Here is a 12,481-nt window from a genome sequence, read left to right as displayed (position 1 = left end):
TTTGCCCACGTCAAACGCTTGATGCCTTGCCATCGCTTGCGGCGGCCGGGGGCCGATAAGATCGAGGCATGGATTCCGGGGAACAGGTGCAACAGCGGGCGCGGCCCCGGAGGGTGACGGCGGCCATGGTGGCCGCGCGGGCCGGTGTTTCGGTTGCCACGGTGTCGCTGGTGGCCAACGGCAAGACGGCCGGCCGGGTCTCCGAGGACAACATTTCCCGGGTGCAGGAAGCCATTTCCGAGCTTGGCTACGTGGTGGATGGCATCGGCAGCTCGCTGGCCAAGGGCGTCAGTTCGATCGTGATCCTGGTGGCACCGGATATCTCCAACCCATTCTTCGCCAAGGTGATTAGCGGGGTCCGGGAATCACTGGGGCCCAATTACCAGCTGCTCCTCTCGGTCACGGACTCAGGTGAATTTCCCAAGGCTGCTGATGTCCGGAAGCTGATGTCCCTGCGACCGGCAGGGCTTTTGGTTGATGCCCCGAATGCCGGGTTCCTGGCGGACCTTTCCGTGGCCGGCCCCCTGGTCCTGCTGGATGCTCCCGGTCTGGAGTCATTTGCGCCGGCCGTGAACCTTGACGTCGCCCAGGGTGCGCGGGAGCTGGCTGCGCACCTTGCCGGGGCGGGCCACCGGCGCGTGGCCTACCTGGACAGCGTTACCGGAACCGCCACGTTCTCCATCCGCCGGGAGGCATTCCTGGCCGAAGCCGCATCACTGGGCATGACCGTGGATCCGGACCATATGCCCGCCACCACCATCGATGTGGGTGCCGCGGCGGCTGTCTTCGCCGACGCGTGGCCGGGCTGGCAGCGCGCGGGGGTGACCGCCGTCGTCTGCGCCACTGACACCCATGCGTACGGGGTGCTGCAGGAAGCCCGCGTGGCAGGGGTGCGCATTCCTGCGGAGCTGGCTGTGGCGGGGTTCGATGACCTGCCGTATTCGGCGACCAGCAGTCCGGGCCTGACCAGCGTGCACCTGCCGGCGGCGAGCCTGGGGCTGAAGGCTGGTGAGCAGCTGCGCCGGCTGATGGAAGGGCGGGCGTTGGAGCAGGAGGAACTCGTCCTGGAAAGTTCCCTGGTGGTGCGCGGCTCCACGTCGGCAGGCGAAACGTAGCGGCGCCGGCGGGTTCCTGTCGGACCCCGGCCGTAAGCTGGGATTATGCCGAGTAACTGGGAGAGTCTGGACGCGTCGCAGCGTGAGTCGGTACAGCACAATGTGGAGATCTACGAGCGCGTCCGCCCTGCCCTGAAGCTCATCACCCGGGACGTCCTCCTGACCCTTCGGGACATGCTCAAGGGCACCGAGGTGACGCCGCTGTTCGTCAGCGGGCGCACCAAGACGGTGGAGTCTTTCAAGGAAAAGATCTCGCGGACCGAAGAGCCGCTGGAGCCCGGCGGCCCGCGGCTGCTCAAGTTCCCGGACCCGTTCCGGACGCTCAATGACATGGTGGGCATCCGGGTGATCACCAAGCTCCCGGCGGAGAACGCCGTGGTGGCCAACATCATCAAGCGCCAGCGGCAACTCTTCGACTGCCGTGGCGACCGGGAGAAGGACATCGGCTCCATCGAGTCCGGCACCTACGGGTACTCCAGCCGGCACCTGATCCTGCGGACCATCCAGAACGAGGCCGTCAAGGAGTACCAGCAGGTCTTCAACCCGGACGCCGTGCCCAACGGCAGCTACTTCTTCGAGTGCCAGATCCGCACCATCTTCGCCCATGCGTGGAGCGAGATTGAGCATGACATCAGGTTCAAGGCCGAGGATCCGCGCGCGTGGACACCGCACTTCGACCGGCAATTCACGGCCACCGCCGCCATGCTGGAGACCGTGGAAACGGCCTTCGCGGACCTGCATGAACGGTACGAGGAAGTCCGCAGCTTCTGGGACATGGACGGGGAGGGCGCGGCAGCCCTCACCCCGAACCGGATCCGCGACGTCTGGCGGACCCTGCTCCCGCACGTTGACCGGAAAGTGGACGACGACTGGGGCTGGGCCGCGGAACTCCTGGCCGCCCACGGCCTCAACCAGACCGTGCAACTGGCCGGCCTGCTCAGCGCCAACCGGATCACCGAGGTCCGCAAAGCCTTGGACCACCGCTACTCCCCCGGCCCCGACCGGCTGATGGATGACCTCCTGCTGTGGCAGTACGGCACCAAGCACATCGACCTCACCGCAGAACCGGCCGACGCCGTCCCGCACCCCCGGCGCGACAGCCTCCTGCGGCGGCTGCGGCAGATCGAGCGGTACAGGATGACGAAGGCGTAGGGGTTCGTCTTAGGAGCATTTGGCTGGCTCCATGGGGCGATCCCCTCTTCCCAGGCCGTTCAGGAAAGGCTGTGGACTGCCCCGGCCCAGCGGGGGCCGGAGACGGCCCGGCGGACCGCCCTGGCGCGTGCGTGGAAGTCGATCTTTGGCATTCGCGGGTAATCGTCAGTGCGACTGCCTGGATCAATCAACGTGGCGGGCGGGGCCGCATTGGCGGCTGTTGTGCATTGATCGGCGATCAGTCCCATGCCGGCGTATTCGCGCACAGCGGCGATGCCGGCAACGGCGTCGGTCTTGGTGGCGAAGGGCTTGGACACTGCCATAACGGTTCCATCGGGTGCTGTCAGCCGGAACCTGAACGCTGATTCTGCGTCGATAAATAGTTCGAACATTCCTGCCATTGCGATCCTTTCGTCTTCGGGATCTTGACGCGGCACCGTTGCCGCCAGACAGGCACGAGGCATCGTTGCCTTCGTTTTCCCTGGTAGATCCCGCCGTCCAAATTTTCATCAATTCAGCATGCGTTCCTCGAGTTTCTCGTGGGACCGCTTGCCGGCGCAAGATGTTCCCCGGCATCCGGTAGAAGTGATCAGCTGCTCTCGGGTGCGGGCGCACTTGCTTTCACGAGCCGGCGTCGGCCCGCGGCATGTCGTCAACACATGTTGACCCGACCTCCATGCGTCAACTAATGTTGACGCATGGAGGTGGAGCGGATGAAGACTTTGGTTGCATCCATGGACGGGAAAGGACCGGCTGAAGCCCTGCAGGCGGTCGCCCAGCTGCAGAAGGAAGTCGGGCGCGCGGAAGCGTCCTTGGTCAGGAAAGCCCGGCAGGCCGGCCTCTCCTGGGAAGCCATCGCCCTGTGCCTGGGCGTGAGCAAGCAGGCCGTCCACCGCAAATACGGGAAGCGGTAGACGCTGTTTCCCGACCCTGGGCTGCGGCCGCCGAGGTAGCTTGTGCCTTACGTAACGTCCATTATCGGCGTTCTTGGCACCCGAGGGGAGTGCCCGACAGAACCCCCTTTGCTAACTGCCGATGAGGGTTCTGTTGGTCGGCTGCAGGCCCGCGAAAGTAGATGTATCCAAGTCAGGACAGTCCTGCTGCGCCAGTGGTCCTGAGGTCACGTCTCCTGACCGTTCATGGCAATGTGTTGTCCCAATGGTCACGCCAGTTCCCGTAGTATCCGTTGGTTACGTCTTCGGACGGGTTATGCCAATGCCGTCCGCTCGTCGGCAGAGGCGGTAGCCGATCCTCGTCTTGGGCAGACGTGGGTGTTTTTGGGCACTGGTTGGCTGGCGGCTTACGAGTCTTTGCCTGCACTGAAAGTGGTTTTATAGGTTTGGGCTGCTGGGTCGGTGCCGGCCGCTTCGGGAGATATTTTCTCGCCCCTTGATGTACTCCAGGTCCGCGCCGACCCCTTTGAAGCCCGCTGAGCCTTTGTGGATGCGGGAAAGGTCTAGCAGCTCGGCCTCGCGCCAATACCTGCGGAGCAAGGTCTCTGCGCCCGGGTATTTCATACCTTGGGCCATGATCAGCGCGTGGCCGGCTTCCGCCAGCAGTTGCAGTCGTGCCACTTCCAGGTCGGCCGGGGTAGCTGTCTTGCCGTAGACGTCGGTCAGGGCGCACCACGTGTGGAGCAGCGCGTCGAGAAGGTCTTCGTCCTTCAGCGTTTGGAGAACCTTTGAGTTGCTGAGCTCCAGAATGTCCATAACCAGTGCGTTAGGCATTGTGGTGGAGTGCACAGGGCTAAGCCGAAGAAAGGCCTCGACCCTCGCGGCTGTTATGCCGTAAGCCCTCAGCCAGCCGAGTACCGCCTGAGACGCCCCGCTGCCCGGGAGACGCTCTTCTTCATAAGTCGCTGCGGTCCACTGGATGAAGAGCGCGTATGGGTGTGACTTCATGGTTACCTCCTGTGTTTGAAGGCGTCTGAGACGCCGGAAATGCTGGAAAAGGGCAAAAGAAAAGGACCGTCCGGGAGACGGTCCTTGAGGGATGACTATTGAGGCTGATTTGGGGTGGTGAAGAGGCTGGCTCCTTTCGGTACTTAAAGAGAAGAACCCCTGCGTTTGCAGAGGTTTAAGGTTGTATCTGGCTACGCTCACAGCCCAAGTTGTATCTACTTCTCACCGTAGCAGTCGCTCCAAATCTAACTGACGACGCAGATCACCAGCGGGGGTTTTCCCGCTCCGCAGAAGACGATCCTTGGCAAAGAGCGGAACCTGTTGAGCTATTTCTATCTAGCCTCAACTTCCGTTTCACATGCAAACTTCTGCGGCTGCCGTCCTGTGCGCACGGACGTTCGACGCCAGGTCGCTTATGAGCATGCACGGCGAATTTCCCTCGTGGACGCTGGCCGTCGCTTCCGGAGAACCAGAGTGGGCGACACCCCAGCCACCACTGCCGACAACACCGACAAGACGTCACGCACTCCCCAGCTTTATAGAATCTCCATTATCGGCGTCGTTCATTATGAACGGGGTGTCCTGACGATCCCCATCCGGCACGGCCTCGGTCCCGGCATCACAGCTCAAAGCCCCTGTGGGCCGTGCTTAGGGCCTGGCTGACATTTGCTGTCAGCCAGGCCCTAAGCAGCCTCGCCGTTCTCGGAATCTGCCCACATAACGCCAAAGACGCGATTCCCGTCCATGGCCCCGGGCTGACTGGTTGTGGCATCTTCTGCTTCTTGAAGGGTCTTGCCTATGGCGGCAAAGTGTTGTGTAGCGTCGACAATCCGGCCAGCACGCCCGGCCCGACAGGAACTTCTATGCATGGGATCGAAGGTCCACTCGATGTCGATAGAAGCGTCCCGTGCGTCGAAGCGTCAGCCGCCCCCGTTGGCGGTGTAGCCCTCGGCGATCAGACCGTGGAGATGATGGAGCGATGAATCATCAGCTAGGGCGGCCCCCCGGACCCAGCTGAACGCTAGTGCGGCGAGGAAAAGGTCGCGGCCACGCACCGAAGGGGATGCCTTGCCGTCACGCTGAGCGGCGGCCAAGAACTCGTCGGTGTACTCAATAAATCCATAGCAGGTCGTCGCGAGTGGATTTTGTTCTTCCAGCAACGCGTTGCGCAACGGCTCAGGAAGACCGTCAAAGGCAGCGAAGTAGCTCTCGAGGGCCGCCAGCCAGAGCTTGAGCGCGGCACCGCTGTCGGCGAGCGTTTTGATGCGGGTGCGTTCGCCATCGAGCCGAGTGTTACGGTCCTGCAGGAGTTCGGCGAGCAGGTCATCTCTCGTGGGAAAGTGACGATACAGGGTGGCCGAACCCACCCCTGCGCTGCGCGCGACTGTTTCCAGTGAGGCATTCACCCCATGGTTGCTGAAATGCTTCTCAGCTTGGTTGAGGATCTCCGAACGGTTCCGCTCCGAATCAGCACGGGGACGTCGGCTTTGCACTCCGCCAGCATAAATCACAGGGCTCGCCTCTCATCCAATCCGCACACCTCATTAGAGCGCATTCTGTACGTCGACAGCCTGCTCGCGCGGGAGCACTGCCGTCTACCAACCTCAAAACTATACGCCCTGTAACCGCAGGCGTACGCGGTAGGGCGAGCGGCACGAGAGCCACCCCAGGGGGCGGGCCAAGTAATTGCTGACTGCACGCCGGACGCGTTCGGTGGCCATTTTTAGGATGCCCCGCCATGCAGTGTCCTGCTCGTGCATTAACGATGATCCTTTCGCTGGCGGCGAAAGCGGCAGGTACGCAACTTGCTAAACGGGGCATGACTCCGTTTATATATATGGGGGCACCCCCCGTTTATAGCCGGCCAAGAGATCGGTGCGGAAGGTAACCCGTTCAGGAAGCGAGCACCCGCATGACCACAAGCGTCACCTCATCCGTTCCGGGCTCGGAACCGGACCCCATCGTCCCGTCCGAGACTGCTGCAGCTCCACCGGTTAGCGAGGAGGTTCGCACGAGGACGGGCCTTTCCCGCGGGGACAAGCTCGTCCTAGGCATCCTGATGGCGTCCGCCTTCATCGTCCTTACCAACGAGATGCTGCTCGGAGTCGCAATCCCGACCCTCATCACGGATCTAGGCCTAACCGCGTCCACGGCTCAGTGGCTTACAACTGGCTACCTGCTGGTGATGGCGGTGCTGATACCAACCACCGGCTACATCATGCGCTCGTTCCATTTACGGACGATCTACCTGACATCGATGTCGCTGTTCATACTTGGGACTGCCCTCGGCGCCGTCGCACCCGGATTCGGCCTGCTTTTCACCGGCCGGATCGTCCAGGCCGTCGGAAGCGCGGTGTTCCTCCCCCTGCTCATGTCGACCACGATGCGACTGGTCCCCGTGGAGCGCCGCGGTCGGTTCATGGCAATGGTCGTCGTGATCACCTCCGCCGGCCCGGCTCTGGCCCCGGGCATTTCTGGCCTGGTCCTATCCCAGCTTGGATGGCGGGGGCTCTTCTTCGGCATGCTTCCACTGGCACTGCTCGTGCTCGTGCTCGGTGTACTAAAGCTAAAAAACGTCACCACCCCCGAACCGGGCAAGGTGGACGTTTTTTCCGTCATGCTGTCGGTTGTCGGGTTCGGGGCTCTCATCTACGGCTTGGCAACTATGGGCGAGTCGATCGGCGGCCACCCTGTGGTTCCGCTCTTCGTGCCGATCACCGTCGGGGTCATGGGGATAACGGGATTCATCGTTCGCCAGGCGATCTTGCAGGGCAGTGGTGAGCCGCTGCTCGACCTCCGCATCTTCCGCGCCGGCGGCTTCGTCCTTCCGCTCGCAGCGATGCTCGGACTGACCCTCACCGGTTTTGGTAGCGGAGTAATCTACCCACTGGTCCTGACCAGCATCCGCGGACTCGAGCCGCTCAACATCGGTTTCCTCCTCATCCCCGGAGGTGTGACTGTAGCCATTGTCTCGGCCATCGGAGGGCAGGTCTATGACCGTGTCGGGCCTCGTCCGCTTGTTATCTCCGGTGCGCTCATCGTGGCCGCGTCATTCGCCATGATGATGCAGGTGACTTCCGAGACCACAACTGGATTCATTGTGGCTGCGAACATCATCATGTTCGTTGGGCAGGCATTGATGTGGACCCCACTGACGACGGCCGCCCTGTCGGCGCTCACACCAGCCCTTTATCCCTTCGGCAGCGCCGCATTTGGAAGCATCCAGCAGCTCGGTGGCGCCGTCGGAACTGCAGTGCTCATCTCCGCATACTCCCTGGGAGCAGGGTCCAGCCATACGGGTTCGTTGACTCTCGAGCAGGCGGTTTCAGCAGCGCAGGCTGCATTCACTGCCGGGCTCGTCATCGCCTGCCTCAACTTCTTCGTTGTCCTGTTCGTCCGCCGGCCCGCCCCGATGCAACGCAATACTGACCGGAACCTGGCGTAGGTTCCGCCTGTCGCTTTACCCTTCGAAAGGAATTCCTCATGACCATCCTTGTCAGCGGCGCAAGTGGCCGCCTTGGCCGCCTCATCCTTGAACGCCTTATTGCCCGCGGTGTTGCGGCCTCGGACCTCATCGCCGGTGCACGCTCGCTGGGAAAGCTGGAAGACCTGCGCGCGCGGGGCATCCGGACCGTCGCCTTCGACTACGATGATCCGGCGACACTGAGTAAGGGGCTTAAGGGTGTCGATCGACTTGTCCTCGTGTCGGTCTCCCAACCTGACACACCTGTGACACAGCATGATGCGGTCATTCGGGCTGCAGCCGCGGCGGAGGTCAGCGCACTTGCCTACACCAGCGTTTACCGCGCCTCTGAGAGCACGCTTCCGCTGGCTCCCATACACGCCGCTGCGGAGCGAGCCATCACCGCTACAGGTCTTCCCGCCGTGATTTTGCGGAACAACTCCTACACGGAGCTCTATCTCGGACCCGTCATCCGAGCACAAGAGACGGGCGTCATTACATCCGCAGCGGGCGGGGGGCGCATAGCCGCAGCAACGCGCCCCGACTTCGCTGAGGCCGCTGCCGTTGCCATCACCGACGACGCATATCTCGGTCGAACCCTTGAGCTCTCGGGCGACACGGCATTCACCCACGCAGATCTCGCAGCGGCAGCTGCGGAAATTTGGGAGCGCGAGGTCACGTACCGGGCACTGTCCGAGGAACAACTGATTGCCGAGTTCTCCACCATGGGACTCGACGAGAAGACCGCGAAGCTCCTCGCCGCGATCGATGCTTCAATCGCAGCCGGGTACCTCAACTCCTCTGACCGCACCCTGAGCGAAATGATCGGCCGCCCGACCACATCCCTGATAGACGCACTGCGCTCCGGTCTCTGACCCGACTGCCGGAGCCGTCGTGCCAGTCATCCGCAGTCTTGCAGGAACCCCCCAACCAAAACAGGAGTACACCATGTCCCAACGCACCGACCGACCCCCCGTTGACCCCGCTCTCCAGGAAGTCCTCACGGCTCTTGCCGAACAACTGCCGCCATCAATGACCGAGGAAATGATCCCAATGATGCGCGCCGGCTCACCGGCAGATGTCATGCCGGAGACAATCGCCGCGCACAATCTCGTGCAACGTGATACCACGATTGACGGCTACGAGGGAGGGCCAATCGTCGTTACAACCATCGCCAGGTCTGATCACGCCGGACGCGGCCCGGGCTTCCTTCATGTCCATGCGGGAGGGATGGTGGCCGGCACTCGGACGACCGGCCTGGCGCCAATACTTCCTTGGATTGTGGAGCATGATGCGGTGATGGTAACCGTGGAATACAGGCTCGCTCCGGAGTTCCCCGACCCGTACCCGGTCGAGGACAGCTACGCCGCACTCGTATGGATGGCCGAGCACGCAACCGATCTCGGCATCGACCCTGACAGGATCATGATCATCGGAGCCAGCGCAGGAGCCGGAATTGCCGCCGGGACGGCGCTGCTCGCACGCGACCGCAGGGGCCCGAACCTGACCGGCCAACTGCTGATCGGCCCCATGATCGACGACCGCGATAGGACCATCTCCACCGAACAATACGACGGCATGCCACCCTGGGACCGGAAGAGCAACCGTATGGGTTGGAAGGCTCTGCTCGGTGACCGCAGCGGAACAGACAACGTCTCCATCTATGCCGCACCCGCCCGGGCCACAAACCTCACCGGGCTTCCGCCCACCTACATCGACTGCGGATCCGCAGAAGTGTTCCGGGACGAGGACGTCTCCTACGCCAGCGCACTCTGGGCGGCCGGCGTGCAGACAGAACTCCACGTCTGGGCCGGAGGCATCCACGGCTTCGACTTCGTGGCACCGGACGCCGCAGTCTCCCGCGCAGCTCGCGCAGCACGCACTGCCTGGGTGGCTCGCCACCTAGGAGACAAGTAGCCCGGCGGCGCCGCACACCTTCAAAGGGTGCCGGTCCGATCTTCACCCGGACGGACGAATTGCCAGATTCGTTGTTTTCCTCGCCGATGAAAACCAGGCCTCGCATATCACCGGACAGGTCTGGTTCGTCAAAGCCGATCGGTCGGTTAGCGCAGCAGGCGGACCATCGCCGCGCGCCGTGGGATGAGCAAACTGGCGCCAGAAGCTCCCGGCCGGCTCGCCGCCCCTAGGTGTAGGTTGACTCGCAAACCCTGCCAAGGCCGCGTCTGTTGTCACCCCGGCGCGAAAGGCCGGCGCCCGCCCATTGAACCAAGATCTGGTTGAAAAGGAGTCGCCGCCAACGCCCCACGGTCGGCACGAGGATAGTTCGGATCTACAGACTGTGTCCCTCCGCCGCCGTCATGCTGGCCACGCCTGCATCGAGCCGTCAGCCGTCTAGAGGCCCGGGACTGTCGCAGCCCTTCGTGATCGGATTGCGGAGGTGACGAAACGATGAGTCTTCAACTCCGGGCCGGCACCGAGGGAGAGTCCCTTTTCTCAGTCTGAGTTGCCCCTGGGGGTTCGGGGACGTGTTCGGTGAAACCGCAGTACCTCGCCGCGCTCGTACTTTTCCGGGCACGCGGTCGCACCTCAAATTAGGAGCCTCTTTTACACAAGCCCAAGGGCTACTCTCAGTCAAAGAAGGGGGTTGCTATTTTATACAAATAGCACCCTATTTTCTGTTCACCCTGAAATGGTGTAGGAGCATCGCTACGTCATGCTCTGACGAGTCTGTCAGGAATCGTCCACGCCCTCACACTTTAGCGATCCAAGGGAGCATCGTTATGAAAGAAGCAAAGACCCGCGCCAACCGCGCATTGATTGGGTGCATCCTTCTAGTTTCAATGAACTTCGGCACCTTCATCGTGCTCTCGAACTACATCGGCGGGCTATCCGTGCAGTTCAGCGCAACGGTCGGCCAGATTATCTTGCTATTCTCTATCTCATCGATTGGCAGCTTAATCGCAAACCTCAGCCTTGCGCCCATGTTCCGACGCATGAGAATCCGCTCAATTCTACTGATCGGGATCTCCTGCTATGCGGCCTTCTTCCTCCTTATGGCTTTCTCGACCTCGCTTCCGCTGCTCTATGTCGCTGCCCTGCTCTTCGGGATGGGTGTGGCTGGCTGCGGATTCGTCGTAGCCCAGGCCGTCATCATGTGGTGGTTCGTTCGCGGTGTTGGGAAGAAGATCAGCTATCCCTCCATCGCCTACCCGCTGGTTTCCCTTGCTCTCTCCCCGGCGATTGCCTGGGGTATTGAGTCGGCTGGTTTCACTCCGACACTCTTGGTGCATGGGCTCGTTTGCGTTGCGGTGATGCTGTTTGCTGCTCTTGCGCTCATCCCTGAGCGACCCGAATTCTACGGACTGACCGCGTACGATCCCGCACCGGGAACGAGGCTTGATGCCTCCTCGGCCGAAGTTCGGGAAGCCATCCGGGAGGCATCTGTAACAGGAGCGGAAGCGCCCTCCAACTCTGTGGTCAGCATGCCATCAGTGGAATCACCGGCAGGAATGACACTCAAGCAAGCATTGAGGACGCCTTCGTACTGGTTGGTGAGCGTCGCCGTATTCTTGATCGTCGGTGTGGCCACGGGGTTCGGTGGACAGGCTGTCGTAATTTTCGAGACCGCTGGCGGCGTTACAGCCATCGCTGCCGCTCTTATTCTTTCCGTGAAGAACCTCGCTGCAATGGCCTGGAACTTCGCCTATGGTGCTCTGGCTGACCGTATCGGCGGTAGTTCCGCCGGTCTTCTCTTCGGCTTGGGCGTCATGGTCTTCAGTTCAATTGCGGTATTCGTGTCCGGGACGGGGGGAGCGATCTTCATCGCTGCGAGCCTCGCGATCACGCAGTTCGGGGGAATGTACGCCGCCATAATTCTCCCCCGGATGTTCGGGCTGAAAGAGTTCGGAAGCATTCTTGCTTCAATCAACGTGAGCGCAGCACTCGGTGGCGCCGTCGTCGGAGCTCTCGGTGGTCTTATCTACGACGCCACGCTCAGCTACACAATGTACTTCATCTTTTTCGCAGCAGCGGCGGCAGCTATGGTGGTCCTCCAGGTCATGGCTACACGCCCGCGAGCCCTGAATCGCCTTGCGGAGACAGCTGCCGCGGAGCCAATCGAGGAGCGAATCACAACCTGACTTCCTGAAGGAATGGCCACGTGGTCGCCGAGCAAACCTGAAGATTTCTAAGACAAGCCGGATCGATACGTCGCTTCTTTGAGAACCCCGCGAAAGTCGTAAGTATCTGCGTGGACTGAGCCTCAAGCCGAACCCGCTTCGTCCGAATGATCGGGGATTTGCGCACGTTGACCCGCCTACGACGAACGCTTCGGCTGAACGCCTTCTTACGCCTCGTCGCGCGCTGTTGCGATGCTTCAACACGAGCACCTTCCGAGGCAGGTGCTCTTGTTGAAGCACTGGCGTATGCGGCTGTTATGACCGGCCGCACGCAGGCAATACTTCTTCGCCATCCGAAGTTCAGGGCGGGCACATGCAGATACCAACCTGGAATTCAACCGAGTAGCCTCCCTCGAGACCCACTTCGGAAAATACAGGCCTACACGCGCAAAAGGGTCGGGTCCTGACCGGACTGGTCGAGCGGGCCGGTGGGCGCCTATGAGTTGCGGAACGCATTGGCAGAAGGGCGGATTTTCGACCGGGCCACCTGTTGAACTGCCGGCGTAGCCACGTGTGTTAGCGGCCATGAAAAACTGCCCATAGGCGGCCACGAAAGTGCCCACTGATGGCCAGTAGAACTGCCCAGCGGTGGCCATGAGATCTGCCCACTTCCTTTCTTGTCCTGCCGCGTCTTAAGCGGCGGGGGCCTCTCCCCGGGATTTGATGACGGTGTCTAGTCGCATCAAAATTCGCCAGGAAGAGGCCCTGTAT

General features: G+C 61.9%; 10 protein-coding genes. 7 read left to right on the top strand and 3 right to left on the bottom strand.

From position 1 onward, the window contains the following. Window positions 1–125: 125 nt before the first annotated feature. Window positions 126–1,115, top strand: a complete 990-nt coding sequence (locus tag ACFVVC_RS20160) for a LacI family DNA-binding transcriptional regulator (protein ID WP_387457661.1) — start codon at window positions 126–128, stop codon at window positions 1,113–1,115. Between the two features lie 45 nt (window positions 1,116–1,160). Further along, entirely contained in the window at window positions 1,161–2,267 is a 1,107-nt protein-coding gene (locus ACFVVC_RS20155) for a GTP pyrophosphokinase family protein (RefSeq protein WP_387457449.1), read from the top strand. Between the two features lie 59 nt (window positions 2,268–2,326). Here ACFVVC_RS20155 and ACFVVC_RS20150 read toward each other — a convergent pair whose 3' ends face one another. Further along, window positions 2,327–2,668 carry a YegP family protein gene (locus tag ACFVVC_RS20150; RefSeq protein WP_387457446.1) on the bottom strand — a complete coding sequence of 114 codons (342 nt, stop codon included), beginning with the start codon at window positions 2,666–2,668 and terminating at the stop codon, window positions 2,327–2,329. A 297-nt stretch (window positions 2,669–2,965) separates the two neighbouring features. Here ACFVVC_RS20150 and ACFVVC_RS20145 point away from each other — a divergent pair, with 297 nt between their 5' ends. Further along, on the top strand, window positions 2,966–3,181 hold the full coding sequence (locus ACFVVC_RS20145; protein ID WP_387457443.1) for an AsnC family protein: 216 nt from the start codon (window positions 2,966–2,968) through the stop codon (window positions 3,179–3,181). 417 nt (window positions 3,182–3,598) lie between these two features. On the opposite strand, the gene ACFVVC_RS20140 is transcribed toward ACFVVC_RS20145, so the two are convergent. Further along, window positions 3,599–3,976, bottom strand: a complete 378-nt coding sequence (locus ACFVVC_RS20140; protein WP_387457440.1) for a hypothetical protein — start codon at window positions 3,974–3,976, stop codon at window positions 3,599–3,601. Window positions 3,977–5,088: 1,112 nt separating this feature from the next. Beyond that, window positions 5,089–5,661, bottom strand: coding sequence for a TetR/AcrR family transcriptional regulator (locus tag ACFVVC_RS20135; RefSeq protein WP_387457437.1), 573 nt, complete (start codon window positions 5,659–5,661; stop codon window positions 5,089–5,091). A gap of 419 nt (window positions 5,662–6,080) precedes the next feature. On the opposite strand from ACFVVC_RS20135, the gene ACFVVC_RS20130 reads away from it, so the two are divergent. The 4 genes from ACFVVC_RS20130 to ACFVVC_RS20115 all read left to right on the top strand — a co-directional run bounded on the left by ACFVVC_RS20130 (window position 6,081) and on the right by ACFVVC_RS20115 (window position 11,731). Then, window positions 6,081–7,613, top strand: a complete 1,533-nt coding sequence (locus tag ACFVVC_RS20130; protein ID WP_387457434.1) for an MFS transporter — start codon at window positions 6,081–6,083, stop codon at window positions 7,611–7,613. 38 nt (window positions 7,614–7,651) lie between these two features. Continuing rightward, window positions 7,652–8,506, top strand: a complete 855-nt coding sequence (locus ACFVVC_RS20125) for an NAD(P)H-binding protein (RefSeq protein WP_387457431.1) — start codon at window positions 7,652–7,654, stop codon at window positions 8,504–8,506. A 73-nt stretch (window positions 8,507–8,579) separates the two neighbouring features. Beyond that, entirely contained in the window at window positions 8,580–9,548 is a 969-nt protein-coding gene (locus tag ACFVVC_RS20120; protein ID WP_387457428.1) for an alpha/beta hydrolase fold domain-containing protein, read from the top strand. An 824-nt stretch (window positions 9,549–10,372) separates the two neighbouring features. Further along, window positions 10,373–11,731: a nitrate/nitrite transporter gene (locus ACFVVC_RS20115; protein WP_387457425.1), complete on the top strand. Its 1,359-nt coding sequence runs from the start codon at window positions 10,373–10,375 to the stop codon at window positions 11,729–11,731. The last annotated feature ends 750 nt before the right edge of the window (window positions 11,732–12,481 follow it).

The organism is Pseudarthrobacter sp. NPDC058196 (assembly GCF_042882685.1).
Classification (GTDB): domain Bacteria; phylum Actinomycetota; class Actinomycetes; order Actinomycetales; family Micrococcaceae; genus Arthrobacter.
This window is presented reverse-complemented; position numbering and strand designations above follow the sequence as displayed.